Below are 20,033 nucleotides of genomic sequence, written 5' to 3' on the forward strand. Positions count from 1 at the left end.
GGCAGTTCCCTCAAATGCCGGCCTTTTGACCCTTCTCTAGGCCAAGCTTATTGAGATTTTTATTCAAGAACTTTGCTCTGGGGCAATGATAGAGGATCCTGAGTACCGAGTCAAGCTGTTGGGAGTCGTTCTCATCTTTGAACCGTTTGGCCCAAGATCCGCCAACTCTCGCTGGAAACAAGAGCCAAGGTCGCTTCTCATCGCGGCTGGCCGGGCAAGGGGATCCCTTACCGGAATATTTTGGGTAGGGCGGGGTTCTAGACCTGCCTTGGGTATAAAGGGAGCAGGGTAGGTGGTGGAGTATGGTGGGATCCCTTTCTCATCAATGGCTGGATGAGCAACTGCAGGACAATGGCCGGGATCCGGGTGTTTTCATCCTGGTCTGTGGCTACAACGACTTGGCAGCGTTGACGCTGCAGATTCTGGAAGACTTTGGACAGCGCGCGGTGGTGGTGGCTCCCGGCCCGCGGCCTTCTTTATTAAAAGAGCAGTGGCAATACCTAGAGGGGGATCCCCATCAGCCGGAGGTGTTGCGCCGGGCTGGGATCGAGCGGATCAAGGTGGCATTGCTTGTGGAGGACAACGACCAAGCCAACTTCGAGCTGGCTCTCTTGATTCGGGATCTCAACCCGCAGGTGCGCATTGTCTCTCGTCTGTTTAACACCGGCCTTGCCCGCTACCTGGACTCGATTTTGCCGCAGCATTTTTCCCTGTCGGTGGCTGCCTTGGCTGCGCCGGCCTTTGCTCTGAAAGCTGTCTCGGACGAATTTGTCGGCTACTTCGAGCTGCCCCAGTTAGAGGCTCAGCCGGCCACGCTGCCGCCGGAGCTGGCGAATCCGCTTTATTTTGGCGCTCCCCAAGAGACCACCCTCTGGAACGTGGTGGAGCTGACCATCGGCTACAACTCCCGTCTGCTGCACATGCCCCTCTCGGAACTGGAGGAAACCTTTCGGGCGCGGGTGCTGTTTCACTACCCGGTGGACGGGCTGTCCGACTTTTCCGAGTCTCGGGTTTTCGACGATTTCGACCACGAGGCAGAGCTGCTGGAGGGGGATCGCATTTTGGTGATCTGCGACCCCAGATCCTATCTGCACCTGTTGGAGCGCAACGGGCGGCGCGGCTCTTCGCGGGCACAACGCTGGGCCAGCGGACAGGTGCAAGACAAACGACAACAACAGCGAGGCAACTCGTTCAGGCAGCTCCTATCTTGGCTGCGCAGAAGCCTGCAGGGACTGCTGCAGGTCAAGCCCATCGTGCGCACCCTCACCTTCACCTTGGGAGCCATGCTGGTGCTGGGGATCCTTAACTTTAGAGCTATCGGCAAATCCGTGGTTGACGGGCTGTTGCTGACCATCGTGGTGTTGACGGGGGGGTATGGGGACATCGAGGCTTTTCAGCAGGCGGAGACCCCTCTAGGGGTGAAGGTGGTGGCGGTGGTCATGACCTTGGTGGGGGCTGCCCTGGTGGGGTTGATCTACGGATTGGTGACCGACAAGTTGGTGAGCAGCCGCTTTGGCTTGGGCCGGGCCGCCCGTATGCCCAAAGCGGATCACGTGGTGATCGCGGGGTTGGGACGGCTGAGCTACTTGGTGCTGCAGTTGTTGCAGCAAATGGGCTATGAGGTGGTGGTTGTGGAGCCCGACAGCGACAATCCCCTGCTGGCGGCGACGGAACGGGAGGGGGCGGTGGTGATCCGGGGCAACTACGCCTTGGCCAGCACGCTGCAACAGGCTCGCATCCAAAGCAGCCGCTCTTTGATCTGCACGACGCCTGACGATCTCACCAACCTCGAGACCGCCCTGACCGCCCACAGCCTGCAACCTGGGATCCGCACCATTTTGCGGGTCACGGATCCTGAGCTGGCGGCGCGGATGCAGCGGCATCTGCAGACGCTGGGAACCAGCTACAGCACCACGGCCCTGGGGGCGCGGGCTTTTGCTACGGCAGCGTTGGTGGGATCCGTTTACGGCACCTTGACTTGGGACGGGGAAACGCTGCTGGTGACGCTGCTGGAGGTCTCGGCCCATGACCCTTACCTGGGGCTATCCCTACGGCAACTGGCCCAGGATTACGACCTGGCGATCTTGCTGCATCACTCCCGACCGGGCCGGCCCTGTGTTTTTCCCAAGATCTGGCAGAAAGAGGGCGAGACCCTGTTGAAGCGGGGGGATCGTCTATACGTGATGGGGACGGTGGGATCCCTGATTCGCCTGGCCCAGGGACGCCCCCTGCCGCCGGAACTCTATCAAGTGCGGCTTTTGGAATACCGCAACCCCTACTTTGAAGACGAGATCCTCTCCACCTTGGCGTTTTATGCGCGGCTGCCCAAGACGGCCCTGAAGCCGCTGTTGCGCTGCCTGCCGGCGGTGGTGAGCCCCCCTCTCCCCCGCGACAAGGCCATTAAGTTGGCCCGCCAACTGCGCAAAATGAGCACCGAGGTGCAGGTGTTTGCCCAGGTGCAGGCCGAGCGGCGGATCCCTGAAGTCCTCTAGGGCTTTTCCGCCACAAGGCGCACAAAGCGATTTTGCCCGTAGAGCTCTTGCGCCACCACTCTCAAGCCAACCTTCTCCAACAGCCAGGCCAAGTCCTCAGCGCTGAAGCGGTTGTGCTCGTAGAAGTGGGTAAACTGATCCACCAAGGTGTCTAGGGATGTTTCCATCTGAAACAGTTGGGCTTCTGTGGCCGCATCGAAGTAGAGGCTAAGTGGGGCGCGCACCCAGTCCACCAGCAAAAACCGCCCCCCTGGCTTGAGCAGACGCCGCACCGCTTGCAACAGGCGCACCGGCTGCACCATCTCGTGGATCACCACCACCGCCTGAGCCGCGTCAACGCTGCAATCTGGCAGGGGCAAATGGGGATCGTGGAGATCGGCCTGCAGCAGTTGAAGGCCAGGGACGCCTTTCAAGTCTGCCGCTGCCCGCTCCAACATGTAGGGCATTAGATCTACGCCAATGAAATGTCCGCCGGGGTAGCGCTGGGCCCACTGCCGGAGGACATACCCCGGCCCCGTTCCCAGATCCAGCAGGCAGGGCGCAGCGGGCAAGCAGGGCTCAACATGCTGCTGCCAAAACTGCCAAAAGGTCTCATTGAAGCGGCCAGGAGCAGTAGCCAGCATGCGCTCGCAAAAGCTGGGGCCACGGTGGTGCTGGTAAAGGAGCTGAAAGGTATCGAGGCCAGCTTGGGTCATGGCTGAGCATCCTCAACAGATCCTGGGAACAAAGTCAGAGGCGTAGGCAGGGCATCGCAGCAACTCAAAATGTCGGCCTAGCGAGCAGAGGAAGCGGTGGAGAAGTTGGCGATGGCCGTCTCCAGGTCGTCAAAACAGGTCAAGACCTTCTCCATCGAGGTGAGGCTGAGGACGAGGGCGACGCTTTCCGGAACGCAACAGAGGCTGAGGTTGCCGCCGGCAGTCCGGCACTTGCGCAAGGCCGAGATCAGCACCCCCAGGCCGGAGCTGTCCATAAAAGTAACCGCCGACATGTCGATCAACAGGTTGTGGTAACCAAAATCCAAAACCTGCTGCAGCAACTGCCGCACTTCGGAAGCGACCTTGGCGTCAAAGCGACCTTCCAACGGCACAATCGCCAGTTGTTGCCCTTGCGGAGTTTCGGCGGTACGGATGCGCAGCTTAAAATCCATTGCTTCCAGTCAAGACCCCATGCCCCACCTTAGCACCATCGGTTGCTGCTATGACCCCCTCGGCAGAAAATCCCTCTTCTGCAGACAGAGAGGGTATCCTTCTTTGCCATGGCAACTTCCCACTGGTTGAGATTGTCTGCCGGATCTAGGCGCGCTGTGCCGTTGAGGCAGCTACCCTCCCTTCCTCTTCAGCCAGGGAGCAGTCCCTCACCCCCGGCCCCTCTCCCAAAAGGAGAGGGGAGCTAACTGCTCCGCCTGCAGACAGAGGGATCCAACCTTTACTTCCCGTCTCAGATCCTGGCGGGATCGAGGGCGTAAGTCGAATCGAGCGCGGCAAGGGACATGTGCAAGCGGGGTCGGTGCATGGCCAGCAACTGGGCCAAGCGCTTGCGCAGCTCGGTTCGCGGCACAATTGCGTCGATAAGCCCCTGGGCCAGCAGGTACTCGGCAGTCTGGAAGCCTTCGGGAAGCTTGCCCTTGCCGATGGTTTGCTCAATAACATTGGGCCCGGCAAACCCCACCTGGGCGCCTGGCTCGGCCAGGATCAAGTCTCCCAGCATGGCAAAGCTGGCGGTCACCCCCCCATAGGTGGGATGGGTAAGCACGGAGATAAACAACTGGCCGGCTTCGCGGTGCCTTTGCAGAGCGGCTGCCGTTTTGGCCATCTGCATCAGGCTGAGGATCCCTTCCTGCATGCGGGCTCCCCCAGAGGCCGAAAAAAGGATCAGGGGTAGGTGATCGCAGGTGGCGCGTTCGGTGAGACGGGTAATCTTCTCGCCTACGACCGAGCCCATGCTGCCGCCCATAAAGCGAAAATCCATCACGCCCATCGCCACCGGGATCCCTTCCAGAGTGCCCAACCCGGTCAGGACGGCATCCTTGAGCTGGGTGCGCTCCTGGTAGGCGGCCAGGCGCTCGGCGTAGGGCTTTTGGTCGAAAAAGTGCAGCGGATCGGTGGGGGCCAGGTGCTCGTCGAGGGGCTGCCAGGAGCCGGGATCCAAAAGCTGCTCCAGCCGCTGCGGGGCTGTGATGCGATGGTGGTAGCCACAGCTTGGACAAACCTGCCAGTTCTGCTGCAGATCTTTGCTGTAGGTGAGAGCGTCGCAAGCTGGACACTTCTGCCAGAGGCCGTCGGCAATCTCTCGCACTTGCCGCTCTTTGTCAAAGGGGCTGCTGCCTGTCAAGTTGAGAGAAGTCTGTTTGCGCCGCTCGGCAAACCAATCCAGTAAAGACATAGCCGCTGAGGTACCCCCCTAGCTAGGGATGGCCAGAGCTGAATCTACAAGCCCTGCCGGTGAGCTGCGAAACTCATCTTAACGTTCTCAAGCTATCAAAGAATCGCCAAGCTGGAAATAGAAACTTGCAGTAGCCATGACCGCAGAAACCCAGTGGCAGGTGTTGACCACAGGGGATGGATCCCTGACCTTTTTCTCCCAGGAGTTTGGGCAGGCTTTTCACAACGTCAGCGGCGCCGCTCAGGAAGCGCTGGAGAAGTTCGTCCGCCCTTGCCGGCTGGATCGGCTGCCGTTGGAGCGGGATCCGGAGGATCCCATTTGTCTTTTGGATATTTGCTTTGGCCTTGGCTACAACTCTGGCCTGGCCTTGGAGACAATCTGGCAGGTGCGGCCCGACTGCCCTGTAGAAGTCATTGGCCTAGAGCGCTCCCCGCAGGTGCCCCGCCAGGCCTGGCAGGTGGGGGTGGGATCCACTTGGAGCTTTAGCCAGGAGTGGCAACACTTTATCAACGAGGGATCCTGGCAATCGCCGCGCTGGCGCGGAACGCTGCTGTGGGGAGATGCCCGCCAAACCCTGCTCCAGGTGCCGCTGGGATGGGCGGATGCGGTGTTTTTGGATCCCTTCTCCCCTTCCGTCTGCCCGGAGCTGTGGACGGTGGACTTTTTGCGGGCAGTGGCGGCGCGAATGCGCCCCGGCGGGATCCTGGCCACCTATTCCTGTGCGGCGGCGGTGCGAGCAGCCTTGCTGGAGGCGGGGCTTTTCATTGGCTCGACGCCGCCGGTGGGTCGCCCTTGGCCGGGCACGGTGGCCTCACCCCAACCGGATCACCTGCCGCCCCTCTCCCCCATGGAGCGGGAGCACCTGAAAACCCGCGCCGCTGTGCCCTACCGGGATCCCACCTTGCAGGGAGACAGAGCCCAGATTCGGCTGCAGCGCCAGCAGGAACAGCAAACTTCACCCCTTGAGCCCACTTCCGCCTGGAAACGCCGCTGGCTTGTGCAAGCCTAGCAACCGGAGGGCAGCTTTTGCCGGGGTTGCTGTCGGGGTGTAGCCAAGACACCTGCACCAGTCCCGTACCCTTACGCACGCTGCTGTCTCTTGACAAAGTTAAGCTAAGATAAAGCTTTTTCTCCAGGGAACTGCTATGTCTACACTGGTTGCCCTTTGTGCCGAACAGCACCGGGTTATCCTGCAGTTCTTGGCTCGTCTCTCTCGGGCCTCGGAGTTGGATCTGGAGCAGCGGCGTCTCTGGGTGCAAAGGTTGCGGCAGCGCCTCTCCCGCCACATTCAATTGGAGCGCCATGTCCTCTACCCGCTGCTCAGGACGGCTCTGGCAGCGGATCCCCAGCTCAGCAGCCAGGTCAATGGGCTGGAGCAACAGTTGCGGGATCAGATCCCGGAGCTGACCCGCTTTTTGCACCAGGCGGAGCGTGAGCCGCAGCAGTTGGATCCCTCTGCTGCCCTTCACTTTTATCGGCAGTTGCGGGCCCAGTTTGCGCAGGAAGAGCAGCTCTTGCCCTCCCTCTTTGCCCAGCGTGTTTCTCCCGCCGCCGAGCAGCAGCAGTTGCGCCTGTTCCGCAAGCGCCTGCAGGCCAGTGCCCCCAGTTCTGCCGGTCGTCGCCTCAATTTAGAGGAATGGGAGCGGCAGGCCGTGACTCGCCCTGTCTTGCCCCGCGAACGCCTTTGGCCCCCGCCAGGTAGCACGGCGTCGATGGCCACCCCTTAACCGAGGACGGTCTTGTCTTTGGATTCTGCCTTGGGTAACTTTCTGCTGGTTTTGGCAAGCTGGCCTGTGGTACTTTTTCCCCAGACGACCCCTCGAACCGATGCAACCCTGGGATCCCGAAACCTACGTCGACTCGATGGCCCAACTGCTGCAACTGCCCCTGCATCCCGACCATCGAGCGGGGGTGATCGCAAACTTCGCCCGCTTTTTGCCCCTTGCTCAACAGGTACTGGAGTTTCCGCTGCCACCGACGGTTGAGCCAGATCCTACCTTCAACCCCCAGCCATGACCCCGGATCCCCCTCTTCTCGGCAGCGCCGACGGGTTCGCGATTGCCAGGGCCGTCCGCCGGGGATCCGTGAGCGCCCAGGCAGTGGTGGCCGCCTGTCTGGAGCGGATTCGCCAGCGGGATCCCCAGCTCAATGCCTTTACAGCCGTGCTGGAAGCATCGGCCCTGCAGGCGGCGGAGCGGCTGGATCGACAGGTGGCCAAAGGGATCCCGGTGGGCCCCCTGGCGGGGGTGCCTTTTGCCGTCAAGAACCTCTTCGACGTGGCTGGCCTCACCACCCTAGCCGGTTCGGCGATCAACCGCGAGAACCCCCCGGCCACCCAAGATGCCACGGTGGTGGCCCGCCTCAAGCAGGCAGGGGCAATCCTGGTGGGCACCCTCAACATGGACGAGTACGCCTACGGCTTTGTAACCGAAAATAGCCACTACGGCCCCACCCGCAACCCCCACGATCTCAGCCGCAGTGCCGGCGGCTCTTCGGGTGGCTCGGCAGCAGCCGTGGCCGGGGGCTTGGTACCCCTCAGCCTGGGCAGCGACACCAACGGCTCGATTCGGGTGCCCGCCGCCTTGTGCGGCATCTACGGCCTCAAGCCCACCTATGGCCGTCTGTCGCGGGCAGGGGTGGCCCTGTTGGCTCCCAGTTTCGACCACGTGGGCCCCTTGGCCCGTTCGGTGGCCGATCTCGCCCTCAGCTTCGATGCCATGCAAGGGCCGGATCCCCAGGATCCCGTCTGCGCCCGCCGCCCTGCGGATCCCACCTTTGGGCAATTGGGGCAAGGGATCCAAGGCTTGCGCATTGCCGTGGCCGACGACTACTTCCTGCGGGGAGCAGAGCCCCACATCCTGGCCGGCGTGGAAAAAGTGGCCCAGGCCCTGGGAGCCCAGCAAACGGTGCGGATCCCGGAGGCCGAGCGCGCCCGCGCCGCTGCCTTCCTGATCACGGCTGCCGAGGGAGCCAACCTGCACCTGCATCACCTGCGAACTCGTCCCCACGACTTCGACCCGGCGACCCGGGATCGCCTTTTGGCTGGCGCTCTGCTGCCCGCCAGTTGGATCGTGCAGGCGCAGCGCTTTCGCCGCTGGTATCGCCAGCAGCTTCAGGCCCTCTTTCAAGAGATCGACCTGTTCATCGCCCCCACCACCCCCTGCTCTGCCCCCTTGCTTGGCCAAGAGAAGATGGTGATCGCTGGGGTGGAAGTCCTCACCCGGCCCAACCTGGGTCTCTACACCCAGCCCCTCTCGTTTGTCGGCCTGCCGGTGCTGTCGGTGCCGCTGCGCGAGAGCGGATCCCTGCCCTTTGGCGTCCAACTGGTGGCTGCCCCCTACCAAGAGGCCAACCTGTTGCGGGCCGCCGCCCATCTGGAAGCGCTGGGGATCCCGGAGGCGCGGCCTGCCTGAGCCAGCAGAGGCCCCCTTTCAGGCGCGTTTGAACCATATCTGGTGTTTTTTAATTTTAAATGCTCCGCTCCAGACGCTAAATGTGTGATCCCCTCAATGGGGGTAAAAATGTGCTACTCTTAAGGGCCGTTTTTGCCAGAGAGTTTGAATCTGGTTGGGGCAGGACGTGAGCTGCTTGCCTAGAGAGAGGAAAATCTTAAAGTAAAATTAATCCCCCAGTTGTTGTAGCGAATAACCTCTTTTCCGGGTTGGGTCGATAGAATGAACGGCATAAAATAGACACGGCACCCCCACCTGGATCTTAGTCGCTATGAAGCACCTTGATTCTGTGGCCCAGCGCTACATGAAACTGTGCGAGGCTTATCTTTCTCTCAACGAAGCCTTCGACAAATTGGATCAATCCCACAGCCGTCTGCAGCGCCACTTCAAACAACTGTTCGGCTATTTCAGCGCCGCTCAGCAGGCTTTGGTTCAACTGCCCCTCTTGCAGCAGCGCATCGAGCAGAGCGACCGCCGGCTTCATTCCCTGCGGGAAGAGCTACAGGCCAAAGAGGCTCGGCTGAGCGAGCTGATCGCCAACTATGACCAAGTTTGTGGTGAGCTGGACTCTACCAAAGCAGAGCTGTTGGGCGCTCAAGCGTTGATCGAAAAACTCGAGGCGGAAAACACTCAGGTTTTGGAACGCTTGAGTCGGCTGACCCGCATGGAAGAGGAAATGGCAAACTTGGCAGAACAGCTAGCCCAAGCGAACGCAGCTCGTCAGCAGATGGAAGTTCAAAACCGCGAGCTGGAACGAGCTTTGGGAGATCGGGATCAGCACATTTACAGCCTGCAAAAGCAACTGGCCCAACTGGAGCAAGAGATGGCCTTGTTGAAAGCTCAACGGGATGAGGCCATCGCTCGCGCTGAGCAGGCGGAAGCCGGGCTGAAAGCGCAAACCGACCAAGTTCAGACTTTACGAAACAAGCTCCATCAAGCCGAACAGCAACTGGCAGTGGTGGCCCTAAACGAGCTAGAGCTCTTGCTCGACCATAATTCGATCAATCTTTTGCAAGAAGCAGAGCAGGCTGCACAAGCGGATGCCCAGGTGCTGGCAACCCTGCCGGAGGCTTTGGCCGAGGCGGAAGGCATTCTGCTGGAGATCGACCAGTTCATTTTGGCTTGTTCAGGGCCCCTGCAGTCGCAGGCTGCCTGAGCGGGCAAGCGGATTAGCTAAAAACCCATCAGACGGGCAACAGCGGCCAGCTCGGGGGCAACCCCCGTGTGGACGGGAGCGGCTCCCTGTTGGGTGGCCGTGTCGGGATCCTTGAGGCCGTTGCCGGTGAGAACGCATACCACCTGGGCGCCGGCGGGCACCTGCTCCCGCCATTTCAGCAACCCGGCCACCGAGGCGGCACTGGCCGGCTCGCAGAAGATCCCTTCCTCTGCCGCCAGCAGACGATAGGCCGCCAAGATCTCTTCGTCGGTCACGCTGTCCACCCGGCCACCGCTGACCTGGACTGCCGCCTTGGCCTTCGCCCAACTGGCAGGGTTGCCGATGCGAATGGCCGTGGCCACCGTTTCCGGATGTTCCACCACGCGATCGAGGACGATGGGGGCGGCGCCGGCCGCCTCAAAGCCGTAGAGGCGCGGGCGGCGGCTGGCCTTGCCCTGTTGGCGGTACTGGCAAAAGCCCATCCAGTAGGCGGTGATGTTGCCGGCATTGCCCACGGGGATGCAGAGCCAGTCGGGGGCATCCCCCAACGCATCCACCACCTCGAAGGCAGCGGTTTTTTGCCCCTCCAGCCGGAAGCGGTTGACAGAATTGACCAGCGCCACCGGGTAGGTTTCCGCCAGTTGCCGCACCATGGCCAGTGCTCGGTCGAAGTTGCCCTGGATGGCGATGATCTCGGCCCCGTACATCAGGGTTTGGGCCAACTTGCCCTTGGCCACATAGCCATCTGGGATCAGCACGTAGGCCCGCAGGCCCCCTTTGGCCGCATAGGCGGCGGCTGCCGCCGAGGTGTTGCCGGTGCTGGCGCAGATGACGGCTTCCGCCCCCGCCTCTTTGGCCTTGGATACAGCCATGGTCATGCCGCGATCCTTGAAGCTGCCGGTGGGGTTGAGGCCCTCCAGCTTCAGGTAAACCTGGCAGCCCCGCCCCAGCCGTCGGCTCAGCGCGGGAGAGGGGACTAGAGGGGTGTTGCCCTCGTGCAGCGTAATTACAGGGGTGCCGGGGCCGACGGGGAGCCACTCCCGGTAGTACTCGATGAGGCCGGGCCAGAGCCCCACTTGGGCGCGGGATCCGGCCATACGGGAGGGATGGGTGGAATTGAGGGTGACCATGCTGCCGAGAAGTCGAGGCCATCGAAGAACTGGCTTTTTAACTGTAACTGTTTGGGGAGCGCTTGTATCGGCTCTGCCCCATGCCGGCAGGGGGGAGCCTATCCGGGCAAGGGCTGCAGGGCCAGGGCTTGGGCCAGGGCGTGCAGCTTGAGGCGGATCTCGGCCAACTCCTGGACGGGGTTGGAATCGGCCACGATGCCGGCACCAGCATACAGGCGGGCCCGCTCCCCCTCGATCAGGGCCGAGCGGATCCCGACCACCAGCTCGCCATTGCCCTGCAAGTCCACCCAGCCTAGCGGGGCGGCATAGCTGGCGCGATCGAAGGGCTCCACCTGCTCCAGCCACTGCAGCGCCGCCTGTTGGGGATAGCCTCCCACGGCTGCCGTCGGGTGCAGTTGGGCCAACAGGTCGAACAGATGCACGTCGGCGGGGAGCTCCACCTCGATGACCGTTTGCAGATGCTGGATGTTGGCCAGGCGGAGCAGCCGCGGTTGCGGGGAGATCTGAGGATCCATCCCCAGCCGGCCCAAAGCCTCTTGAATCGAGCGCACCACCCACTGGTGTTCGCGGCGGTCTTTGGCGCTGCGGAGCAATTGCTCGGCCAACATCCGATCCTGGTGGCCGTTGGCGCCGCGGGCGATGGAGCCGGCCAGCGCATCGATCTGCACCCGGCCTTGCCACACCGAAAGCAGCCGCTCCGGGCTGGCCCCCACGAAAACCTGAGCGGGAAGCGGGGACTCCTCTGGGATCCCTTGGCTCTCTGAGGCAAAGGCGAAGACGCTGCAATCGGGGTGATGGGCCTCCAGATAGGCCAACAGGGAGGGGAGCGGGGGAGGGGAGGGCAACGCCAGATCCACGGCTTCCGCCAGCACCACTTTTTGCAGGGATCCCGCCTCAATGGCCTGCAGGGCTTTTTGAATCCGCGCCAAGAGGGCTGCTTCCGCCACCGCCACCTCCAGAGGGGGCTGCAGCTCCCAGCGGGGCAAGGGCGCTTGGGAAAGGCGCTGCATGTGGGCAAAAAAAGCGGCGATCTGGCCGGCCAAGGCCGCCGGGTCACTGTCGGGACCGATTTCCAGATTGAGCCGCGCCACCGTCAGCTCCCCCCCCACCTGCAACAGTTGCCAGCGGGGCAGAACCAACGCCGCTGCGCCACCGCTCCCGGGGCCGAAGCCAAAGCGGCAGAAGCACAAGGGGCGTTCTTGTCGGCTGCCACCCCTTGGCGGAGACTCGCTGCCGCTGACGGGAGCGACATGGACATGAGGCTGCAACGCTTGTACAAAAGCCCGTGCCGTCTGAAATCGCTCCTCCCCCGAAAGATCCACCTGCCGCAGGGATCCCCACCCCAGCACCCGCACCCTTTCTCCCTGGGTCTGGTGGGAGAGATAGCAATGGTGGGAGAAGCGGTTTGGGGGAAGCCAGCTCAACTGCCGGGCCAGCGCCGCCAGCGGATCTAGCCCTGGGACAGGCCGCGACAGGCTGAGGATTTGAGGGATCCCCTGCGCCCGCGCCCTCTCTTGGCAGGCGGCCAGAAGGGAATGCCAGCAGAGCCGCTCCCCCTCCTGGTCTGTCCCAACAGAGGCGGAAGTGATCGACGGCCAGGCTCTCGGCCGCTCCGCACTGGGGGCATTCCAAGAAAAAAGAGAGGAGGTCATGCAAAAAAGAGTACAGAAGCCGATCCCACCTTGGCCGAAAACAGGACGAGCGTCGACCCGGAGGGGAACCGCCAGCAGGGTACTTCAGGATACAAAATTATACGAGATCAGGAGACAGGCCGGTTGCTTGGGCCTTCAGGGGCAAAACCTGAGGAACTTCTTCACGGATTGCAAAGTTTCTTAGCATCCCTGGGGATGGGAACGGAAGCATCCTAACCTAACAAATACAGAGCATACACAGAACCAGAGAGAGCCAGGGCCAACATGCTCGCACAGCCGGAACCGTCCAAGAGAACGCGCAGGAGTCCAGAGGCCAGCCCAGTACAGCTTGCCGAAAAGAGCACTTGGGATCGTCCCTCGCGGCGGCAATTGTGGATGGCCGCCCTTAAGCCCCCCATGTACAGCGTGGCGATCATGCCCATCTGGGTGGGATCCGCCATCGCCTATGCCCAGGCAGGGGCGATGGATGTAGGAGTTTTGGCCGTATTTCTGGGAGCAGCCATCTGTCTTTTGGCTTGGGTCAACCTCAGCAACGACGTGTTCGATGCCCAGACAGGGGTGGACAAAAACAAGCTCCACTCGCTGGTCAACCTGACGGGCAAGCCGGGGCAGGTATTTTGGGTGGGGAATGCCTTTTTGGCCTTGGGGCTGGCAGGGATCCTGTGGCTGAGCTGGCGGCAATCGGATCCGACGGTGCTGCTATTGGTGCTGCTGGCCTGCGGGCTGGGCTACGCCTACCAGGGGCCGCCCCTGCGCCTGGGCTACCAGGGCCTGGGGGAGCTCCTCTGTTTTTTGAGCTTCGGGCCGCTGGCGGTTTTGGCCGCCCACTACAGCCAAAGCCGAAGCTGGTCGCTGCCGGGGCTGGCGGCCTCACTGGTGGTGGGGATGGTAACCAGTTTGATTTTGTTTTGCTCCCATTTCCATCAGGTGGAGGACGATCTGGCTGCCGGCAAGCGCTCGCCGGTGGCCCGCCTGGGCACCTTGCGCTCCGCCCGCCTCATCCCTTGGATCTGCGGCAGTCTGTTCGGCCTGATGCTGCTGTTTGTGGGGCTGGGGGCTTTTCCGGCCTGGACGCTGCTGAGCTTGGCCGGGATCCCGTTTGCGGTGCAGCTTTCCCGCCTGCTGTGGGCTTACCACGACCAGCCGCAGCGGATCAGCCACTCCAAGTTCATCGCCGTCAACCTCCATTTTTGGCTGGGGCTGTTTCTGGGGTTGGGCTTTATCCTCAGCCGTCTGGGATAAACCAGAACCTTAGAAATGCTCCAGATCCCGCCGCGGCGGCCTGTAAATTGCGGTAAGCTACAGCCTAGGTTGCCGGGCCCCGCTACCGGTCGTGGGCTAAGGATCGACGTGGAGAAGCAGCGAGAACAGGATGCGGCGATTTTTCAATTCCAATCTGGGGGTGGCGCTCTTGGGGAGCAGCCTCTTAGCTGCTTTGGTCGGTTGGGCCTTGTCCATCGATATCGAAGAAGTGAAGGTGGAGTCTCCCCCCCCGGATCAGCCCCTTTCGGTCAGCCGCAGGGTGGATATTGTGGGGCGGCGGGGGGGCTATCGGCGTTGGCGGCTGATCGCCGAGCAGGTGGAGCTGGCCACTGGACAACAGGTGTTTGAGCAGGGGGCGCACGGCTACTTCTACGGAGAAAGTGCCGATCAGCTGGAAGGAGTGCCGGATCCGTTTTTTGCCAGCAGCGAGCAGATGACTTGGCAGGCCAAGCGTGCCCGCTACGATGCCAGCGCCGACGCGCTGTATCTGGATGAGGGGGTGGAGGTGAGGAGCGAGGATGGCAGCCTGCTCCTGACCCGCGCTCTGCGAATCACCCCCGAAGAGCGCATCGAGGTGCCGGAGGCCTTCACCCTCAAAGGGCAAGAAATGATCCTAGAGGGCCGCTCCGGCTCGTTTAACTTCCAATTTGCCCTCCTCAGCGCCCAGCAGGGCAAGCTAACTGTGCTGCCCTTGGATTCGGCGGCGGCGGATCCCGCTTCCACCACCATCACCGCCGACCAGATCACCTACGACCGCACCCAACAGGTGGCCGAAGGGAAAGGGAACCTGCGCATCCGCGAAGGCGGCCTCGAGATCCGCGCCCCTCAGGGCACCTACCTGCGCCGACAGGCCCAGAGCATTCTCTCCGGCGGCGTCGTGTTACAGGAGGTGGCCGACCCTGGCAGCCGGGATCCCCTCTTGGCGGATCTGCGCTTGGCCCAGGCTGGCCCACAGGCTACTTCCAACCAACCGGATCAGGAGGTCACCATCATCGCCGACCGCCTCACCTACGACCGCAACACGCAAGTTGCCCGCGGGGAAGGCAACCTGGAAATCCGCCAGGGGGAAACCGTCATCCAGTCGGCCCAGGGCACCTACCGCCGTCGCGAATCCCAAAGCCTGCTGACGGGGGGAGTTACCCTGCGCGAGCCGGGGCGGGTGCTCACCTCCGCCCGCCTGGAGGGCAACCACCGCGACAAGATCTTCTTCTTCGAAGAAAACGTTCTCTACCGGCAGATGGCCGCCTCTACCCCAGCCGCCGGCGGCGGATCCCTGACGGAGGAGCTGCGCCAAGCCGAAACGGAAGTGCGGGCCGCCCGCCTGGTTTACAACTCCCGCACCGGCACCTCGGAGTTCAGCGAGGCCGTCGAGTTCATCCAGCGGGGGCGCAAGGCCAAGGCCAACCAGGCCACCATCACCCCTGAAAAGGTGGAGCTGCGGGGGGAGGTGGTGATTGAGCAGATCGAGGGGGACTGGCTGGCGCGGCGTCTGCAAAACCCGCAGACCCAGGCCGATGTGGACCAGCCGACCGTGATCTACGCCGACCGGGTGGAGATCGACCAGGCCAGCAGCGATGCCCGCTTCTTCGGCAATGTGGTCATCGTGCAGGCCAACCGCGCCATCGAAGGGGATCGCGCCGACTACTCTGACCAAGGGCAGATTTTCAGGATCACCGCCGACCAGGCTCCCGTCCTCCTCTGCGATCGCGGCGAGATCAATCCGATTCCCCGCGAGAGCGGCGCACCGCTGCCCGGTCGCGATGCTCTGGATCAGATGTGCCGGGGCGCCAACCGCCTCAGCGGCAGGCTGGTCACCCTGAACTTGGAACAGGATGAGTACACCGTCGAGGGGGACGAGCAGCAGCAGGGGATGTTTCAATTTCGCATCACCGATGCTCTCTGACGGGATCCCATCCTGGCTGGGGGTCGTCTAGATCTCGAAAGCTGGCTGAGGTTGTGCACCTGAGGTAACAGAGCCAAATGACCACCCCACTGGCCAAGGGTCAACGGCGCCGAACTTCTGCCCAGACGGGAAGCTTTTGGGGATCCCTGAAGTTGGGGGGCTTTTTTTTGGAGTTTTATCTCTGCAAAGAGATGATCCGCCCCTTCTTTTTGGGCGTGGCGGGGGGCACGGTGATGATGCTGGGCAACCAGCTTTTTATCTACGCCGATTTGCTGGTGAAAAAAGGCGCCCCTCCCCTCACGATTTTGCACATTCTCCTCCTCAACTTGCCCGCCATTTTGGTGGTCACCTTCCCCATCGCCGGCCTCTTTGCCACCCTGCTCACCCTGGGCAGGATGGGGGCCGATAGCGAGATCACGGCTCTGCGGGCCGCCGGGATCCCCTATCGCAAGGTGCTGATTCCGGTGCTCTGCATCGGTCTACTGATCAGCGGCCTGGCGCTGTTGACCAATGAAGTGATCGTGCCCCAAACCAACCAAAAGGTGAAAACCCTGAACACCAACCTCATCCTGGCTCAGGATGCCCTTCCGTTTGACTCCGAAGAAATTGTGCGGGTGGACGACGACCTTTGGTTTCATGTGGGATCCATTGACCCGAAGACCGGCTTGATGCACGATCTGCTGATTTTGGATCGCAAGGCCGAGACCGGCCACCTACGCTACCCGCAGGTGATCTCGGCCCAAACTGCGCAGCAGGTGGGCCAAGCGTGGCACCTGCAAGACGTGGTGATCCGTCGCTACGACGAGCGGGGGCGCACCTACTACGAGGGCCAGGTGGCGGAGATGGAGCTGAACATCGTCAACAAGTTGGTGGGCCTGGTGTACGCCGAAAAGGTGCCCCAGGAGCAACGGGCGGCAGAGCTGTGGGAGCAATGCCAGCGATATCGAGCGGAGCAACGTCCTTCTGCCGATGTGGCCCGCTGCCTGACGGAGTACCACCTCAAGTTCGCCATTCCCTTGGCCAGCTTTTTCGCCATCTTGGTGGCTGCGCCCTTGGGCCTGCAAACGGTGCGGCAGACCGGGCGCTATGGTAGTGTGGCGCTGGCGATTGTCCTGGTGTTTATTTACTATGTACTGATGAGCTTAGGACGCGCGATGGGTCGAGTTGAGCATATCGATCCCTGGCTGGCCGCCTGGTTGCCGAATATGATTTTCGGCGGGGTGGGCTTCTCTCTACTGTGGCGGTTTTTACGGTGAGATTCGGCAACTTCCCACATGGCTTCAGCCCTTGGGCAAGGTGGCTAGCCCTTTGCTGGGGCAGCTCCCTGTGGGTGGGGATGGGGGAGGCGGTCTTTGCCCAGTTGGATCCCCTGCCCACCGATCTGGAGGGCTACCAGCGCTTTTGGGCGGCCCAGCAAAGGCGGGATCCCGGTGCCAGCCGATTGGGGAATCCCATCACCTTGGCCGAGGCCCAATCCTCCCCGCCTGCTGTGCCCTTGACGACGGCAACTGGATCTCCTGCGGCCTCTGGTTCTGATCCTGGAGCTTCTGGATCCCTGCCACCCAGCACCCCTTCTGAAAAGGCCCTCACGCCAGAAGAGTTAAACCGGCAGCGGCTGCAACGGCTTTTGGCCGAGGGGGCGGCGGCCCATGCCCGGCGGCAGGCACAACAGGCCCAGGCAACGCCGTCTTCCCGGCCCGCTTCAGCAGCGACGCCCCCTGCAACCGTTCCGACTCTGGACTCTCTCGGCTCCCCCCGTTCCCAAGCTGCTGCCCTGCGGATGGAAGAAGAACTCCGGCTGCGTCCCACCGAGGCTACGCGCGCCCTAGGATCCACTGTCGAGAGCCCGGCCACTGCTCAAGGGCAAGCGGAGCTGGGTGAGGCCTCCGGCCCGCTGTCGCCAACCAACCGGATCCCGCCTTTCCCCCAGACCGTTCCTTCCTTGATCTCGCAAGCCGGTGGGAGCTTGGCGATCCCTGCGTCGGGAGGGACGGGAACCACTCAAGGGGGAAGCGAAACCGGAACAGAAGCTTTTGTTCCTACTGTCGGTTCCCCCCTGGCCCCTCAACTGCTGGAGCAGTTCCCGCTTCTACGGGATCTGAGCACCGAGACGGCGGGGAACGTTGACCTAGGCCGAGTGGGGGGATCCCAGATTCGCCAGCAGCTGGCGGCCACCGCCACCAGCCAACGGCAGATCCCCCTCGACCCGGATCAGATCAACGTCAGTGGGGATGTGCTCAGCTACATCGCCGAACAAGACCTGGGCATTGCCGAGGGAAACGCCCAGATCCAACTGGCGGACGGCACCCGCATCACTGGCGAGCGGCTGTTGTTTTACCGGCGGGAACGGCGCCTGCGCAGCGAGGGCCCCTTCCGGATGGAACAGCCCCCTGGCCCCCAGGGTCGCGGCATCCGGCAAATCGAGGGGCGCAACTTGGATCTGGACATCCCCAGGCGGTCTGCCCAATTTGAAAACTCGCTGGTGATCCTGCCGGGGGAGGAGCCGGGCACCCAGGTTTTTGTGCGCAGCCAAGAGACCACCGCCCTGTTGGGGGATCAGATTTTTTTTGAGAAGGCCACCGTCACCACCTCGCCGAAGCCGCCCATCACCCACTACGTGCAAGGGGATCGGGTGGAGGTGTTTCCCGATGACCGGGTCATCGTTTACGACGCCCGCGTCTTTGCCGGCGGCGAGCTCAGCGAAGAGGGCGATCTGCGGGCGGGGCTGCAGATTGCCTACTTGCCTCTTTTCATTTACAGCCTGCGGGATCACCAGTGGGTGCTGCCGGGGCGCAGTGAGGCGGAAGGGGTGTTTGTCAAATCCAGTTGGGCCTATCGCTTCGACGAGTACAACTTCGGTGGCCTGCGGCTGGATGTCCTGCAGAAGAAAGGCCTGGGCATCGGCTTTCTACACGACTACATCCTCCCCATCCCCGACAGCGTCAACTACGGGCGGGCCCAGTTTTACCTGGTAACCGAGGCCGACCAGCGGCGCTTCTCCAGCCGCTTCCGCCTCGACCACAACTTCGACTTCTACGCCGCCAACCTCCTCGGCCAAGAGGGCCAACTGCGGGGCCAGCTCAACCTCAACCTGGACAACACCTACCGCCCTGCCGGCGGGCGTAACGACAACGCCGACCTGCGCCTCAACACCACCTTTCAGGGGGATCTCTCCACCACCACCCTCAACATCAGCCGCAGTGGATCCCAGGAAAACGGCACCTATAGCTTTCCCCTCACCCTCAGCCACATCCAGCGCTATGGGGGCGTGCCTTGGCTGCAATCGGATCTGCGCCTGGACTACAACCAGCGGGTGAGCGTCAAAGATGGGCCGGATTTCGCTGATGCGCGGCTGACGCTGGGTGCCCAACTCACCCCACCCGGCTGGGGAGGCACCTACCGCCTCAACTACCGCGCCTACAGCAGCTCCAACGGCGACACCGAGCCGCGCCGCAACTTCGAGCTGGCCTTCAATCCCGATCTCCTCCGCATCACTCCCGATATCTCCCTCAGCAACGCCCTCACCCTGACCCAAGAGCAACAGCCAGATCGAGAAGTGGGATCCGGCCTTAACTTTTTCAATCGCTACGAGCTGCGCTCCAGCCTTCAATTCAACGACATTCAACCGGCTCCCTGGATCACCTTCATGCCCGGCTCGATCGACTACACCCAAGTCCTGTACTCAACCCCCGACCAGGAATCCACCGTCAGCCTCAACCCCCGCCTCAGCCTCAAGCCCGCCGACTGGAACACCATCGACCTGCGCTACAGCCGCACCTTTTACGGCAACAATTCCGCTCCTTTTCAAACCCTTTCCGTCAGCCCCAAGGATGTCGATCGCCTCAACGCTAACATCAGCTTCTTTACGCCGCGCGACTTCCTGCCCAACGTGCCCCCCGGCTACATTGCCTTTGAAGATGACCTGCCCGGCGAGCTGCCCATAGCTCTGACCTTCCCGGACGACACCCCGGAGGACTTGGAAGCGATTGCCTCCCGCAACTTGCAGGAGCTGCAGGCGGAAGTAAAAAACCTGTTGCGCTTCGACACCACCCTTGGCTACGACTTTGTCGCCCAAAGGTGGGACACCCTCAACGCCAACTTTACCTGGAACACCACCCCTGAGCTATTCAACATCCAGGTGCAAACCTCCTACGACCTCAACGAGGGGCAGTTACAACCGATCCGTCTGGAATATCGAGGGCGCAGCAGCACCACCTTCAACCGGGAGCAGCGCTCGGGTCTAGATAGCTATGAGCCGGGGATCAGCTACGCGCTGCAGGCGGTTTACGATCCGCGGCTAGGCCAGATCTCTACCTATGGACTGGAGTTGGATGCCACCCTCGGCACGCAGTGGCAAAACCACTGGCGGCTCCGCCTGGGCCTGACGGAGGCAGGGATCCGCCGCATTGAAGTGCGCCGCGACCTGCGGGATTTCGAGCTGCGCTTGGCCTACGATCCGCTGGCGGAGTCGCTGCGCCTGGAGGGGATCCTGGTGGCTTTCCCCAGCCGTCCGGTGGGCCTGACCCAGGAGCGGGGGGAGTTTCAACTGACCTCTCCGGTGGGTGCATTCAGCCTGGATAGTCTGGCCCGCTGATCCGGAGTT

At 62.3% G+C, this 20,033-nt stretch carries 15 protein-coding genes; 10 read left to right on the forward strand and 5 right to left on the reverse strand.

Annotated features, from left to right (window positions below):
• The first annotated feature begins 302 nt into the window (after window positions 1-302).
• Window positions 303-2,492 (forward strand): NAD-binding protein, encoded by a 2,190-nt coding sequence (locus NW862_RS04205; RefSeq protein WP_414347851.1) that lies wholly within the window; start codon window positions 303-305, stop codon window positions 2,490-2,492.
• On the opposite strand, the gene NW862_RS04210 is transcribed toward NW862_RS04205, so the two are convergent.
• From NW862_RS04210 to accD, 3 genes are all read right to left on the reverse strand, one after another.
• Window positions 2,489-3,187, reverse strand: a complete 699-nt coding sequence (locus NW862_RS04210; protein ID WP_414333075.1) for a class I SAM-dependent methyltransferase — start codon at window positions 3,185-3,187, stop codon at window positions 2,489-2,491. The two genes, NW862_RS04205 and NW862_RS04210, sit on opposite strands and share 4 nt — an antisense overlap.
• 77 nt (window positions 3,188-3,264) lie before the next feature.
• Window positions 3,265-3,639, reverse strand: coding sequence for an STAS domain-containing protein (locus NW862_RS04215; protein ID WP_414333076.1), 375 nt, complete (start codon window positions 3,637-3,639; stop codon window positions 3,265-3,267).
• Between the two features lie 290 nt (window positions 3,640-3,929).
• The gene (gene accD / locus NW862_RS04220) at window positions 3,930-4,874 is read right to left on the reverse strand and encodes an acetyl-CoA carboxylase, carboxyltransferase subunit beta (RefSeq protein ID WP_414347845.1); all 945 of its coding nucleotides are present in this window, start codon (window positions 4,872-4,874) and stop codon (window positions 3,930-3,932) included.
• A 136-nt stretch (window positions 4,875-5,010) separates the two neighbouring features.
• On the opposite strand from accD, the gene NW862_RS04225 reads away from it, so the two are divergent.
• From NW862_RS04225 to NW862_RS04245, 5 genes are all read left to right on the forward strand, one after another.
• The gene (locus NW862_RS04225; RefSeq protein ID WP_414333079.1) at window positions 5,011-5,883 is read left to right on the forward strand and encodes a tRNA (5-methylaminomethyl-2-thiouridine)(34)-methyltransferase MnmD; all 873 of its coding nucleotides are present in this window, start codon (window positions 5,011-5,013) and stop codon (window positions 5,881-5,883) included.
• 136 nt (window positions 5,884-6,019) lie between these two features.
• Window positions 6,020-6,601 (forward strand): hemerythrin domain-containing protein, encoded by a 582-nt coding sequence (locus tag NW862_RS04230; RefSeq protein WP_414333081.1) that lies wholly within the window; start codon window positions 6,020-6,022, stop codon window positions 6,599-6,601.
• A 100-nt stretch (window positions 6,602-6,701) separates the two neighbouring features.
• Window positions 6,702-6,890, forward strand: a complete 189-nt coding sequence (locus NW862_RS04235) for a DUF4089 domain-containing protein (protein ID WP_414333082.1) — start codon at window positions 6,702-6,704, stop codon at window positions 6,888-6,890.
• Window positions 6,887-8,287, forward strand: a complete 1,401-nt coding sequence (locus NW862_RS04240) for an AtzE family amidohydrolase (RefSeq protein WP_414426949.1) — start codon at window positions 6,887-6,889, stop codon at window positions 8,285-8,287. Before NW862_RS04235 ends, NW862_RS04240 begins: the two co-directional genes overlap by 4 nt.
• A gap of 310 nt (window positions 8,288-8,597) precedes the next feature.
• Window positions 8,598-9,482 carry a hypothetical protein gene (locus NW862_RS04245; protein ID WP_414333086.1) on the forward strand — a complete coding sequence of 295 codons (885 nt, stop codon included), beginning with the start codon at window positions 8,598-8,600 and terminating at the stop codon, window positions 9,480-9,482.
• Window positions 9,483-9,499: 17 nt separating this feature from the next.
• Here the strand turns inward: NW862_RS04245 and thrC are convergent, their stop codons facing one another.
• Both thrC and NW862_RS04255 read right to left on the reverse strand, forming a co-directional pair.
• Complete coding sequence (gene thrC, locus NW862_RS04250) at window positions 9,500-10,579, reverse strand: threonine synthase (protein WP_414333101.1); 1,080 nt, start codon at window positions 10,577-10,579, stop codon at window positions 9,500-9,502.
• A 131-nt stretch (window positions 10,580-10,710) separates the two neighbouring features.
• Window positions 10,711-12,264 (reverse strand): isochorismate synthase, encoded by a 1,554-nt coding sequence (locus tag NW862_RS04255; RefSeq protein ID WP_414337246.1) that lies wholly within the window; start codon window positions 12,262-12,264, stop codon window positions 10,711-10,713.
• A 375-nt stretch (window positions 12,265-12,639) separates the two neighbouring features.
• On the opposite strand from NW862_RS04255, the gene menA reads away from it, so the two are divergent.
• The 4 genes from menA to NW862_RS04275 all read left to right on the forward strand — a co-directional run bounded on the left by menA (window position 12,640) and on the right by NW862_RS04275 (window position 20,024).
• Complete coding sequence (gene menA / locus NW862_RS04260; protein WP_414333088.1) at window positions 12,640-13,506, forward strand: 2-carboxy-1,4-naphthoquinone phytyltransferase; 867 nt, start codon at window positions 12,640-12,642, stop codon at window positions 13,504-13,506.
• A 130-nt stretch (window positions 13,507-13,636) separates the two neighbouring features.
• The gene (locus NW862_RS04265; RefSeq protein ID WP_414426950.1) at window positions 13,637-15,430 is read left to right on the forward strand and encodes an LptA/OstA family protein; all 1,794 of its coding nucleotides are present in this window, start codon (window positions 13,637-13,639) and stop codon (window positions 15,428-15,430) included.
• A 77-nt stretch (window positions 15,431-15,507) separates the two neighbouring features.
• Window positions 15,508-16,686 carry an LptF/LptG family permease gene (locus NW862_RS04270; protein WP_414347839.1) on the forward strand — a complete coding sequence of 393 codons (1,179 nt, stop codon included), beginning with the start codon at window positions 15,508-15,510 and terminating at the stop codon, window positions 16,684-16,686.
• An 80-nt stretch (window positions 16,687-16,766) separates the two neighbouring features.
• Window positions 16,767-20,024 (forward strand): hypothetical protein, encoded by a 3,258-nt coding sequence (locus NW862_RS04275; RefSeq protein WP_414426951.1) that lies wholly within the window; start codon window positions 16,767-16,769, stop codon window positions 20,022-20,024.
• The last annotated feature ends 9 nt before the right edge of the window (window positions 20,025-20,033 follow it).

Origin of the sequence: Synechococcus sp. H55.8, assembly GCF_047462375.1 — a bacterium.
In the GTDB taxonomy this organism is placed as follows: domain Bacteria; phylum Cyanobacteriota; class Cyanobacteriia; order Thermostichales; family Thermostichaceae; genus Thermostichus.

Excerpts from the sequence above, each read along its gene's own strand:
- NW862_RS04205 (WP_414347851.1), top strand. The coding sequence starts at position 303 with ATGGTGGGATCCCTTTCTCATCAATGGCTGGATGAGCAACTGCAGGAC.
- NW862_RS04210 (WP_414333075.1), bottom strand. The coding sequence starts at position 3,187 with ATGACCCAAGCTGGCCTCGATACCTTTCAGCTCCTTTACCAGCACCAC.
- NW862_RS04215 (WP_414333076.1), bottom strand. The coding sequence starts at position 3,639 with ATGGATTTTAAGCTGCGCATCCGTACCGCCGAAACTCCGCAAGGGCAA.
- accD (WP_414347845.1), bottom strand. The coding sequence starts at position 4,874 with ATGTCTTTACTGGATTGGTTTGCCGAGCGGCGCAAACAGACTTCTCTC.
- NW862_RS04225 (WP_414333079.1), top strand. The coding sequence starts at position 5,011 with ATGACCGCAGAAACCCAGTGGCAGGTGTTGACCACAGGGGATGGATCC.
- NW862_RS04230 (WP_414333081.1), top strand. The coding sequence starts at position 6,020 with ATGTCTACACTGGTTGCCCTTTGTGCCGAACAGCACCGGGTTATCCTG.
- NW862_RS04235 (WP_414333082.1), top strand. The coding sequence starts at position 6,702 with ATGCAACCCTGGGATCCCGAAACCTACGTCGACTCGATGGCCCAACTG.
- NW862_RS04240 (WP_414426949.1), top strand. The coding sequence starts at position 6,887 with ATGACCCCGGATCCCCCTCTTCTCGGCAGCGCCGACGGGTTCGCGATT.
- NW862_RS04245 (WP_414333086.1), top strand. The coding sequence starts at position 8,598 with ATGAAGCACCTTGATTCTGTGGCCCAGCGCTACATGAAACTGTGCGAG.
- thrC (WP_414333101.1), bottom strand. The coding sequence starts at position 10,579 with ATGGCCGGATCCCGCGCCCAAGTGGGGCTCTGGCCCGGCCTCATCGAG.
- NW862_RS04255 (WP_414337246.1), bottom strand. The coding sequence starts at position 12,264 with ATGACCTCCTCTCTTTTTTCTTGGAATGCCCCCAGTGCGGAGCGGCCG.
- menA (WP_414333088.1), top strand. The coding sequence starts at position 12,640 with ATGGCCGCCCTTAAGCCCCCCATGTACAGCGTGGCGATCATGCCCATC.
- NW862_RS04265 (WP_414426950.1), top strand. The coding sequence starts at position 13,637 with ATGCGGCGATTTTTCAATTCCAATCTGGGGGTGGCGCTCTTGGGGAGC.
- NW862_RS04270 (WP_414347839.1), top strand. The coding sequence starts at position 15,508 with ATGACCACCCCACTGGCCAAGGGTCAACGGCGCCGAACTTCTGCCCAG.
- NW862_RS04275 (WP_414426951.1), top strand. The coding sequence starts at position 16,767 with ATGGGGGAGGCGGTCTTTGCCCAGTTGGATCCCCTGCCCACCGATCTG.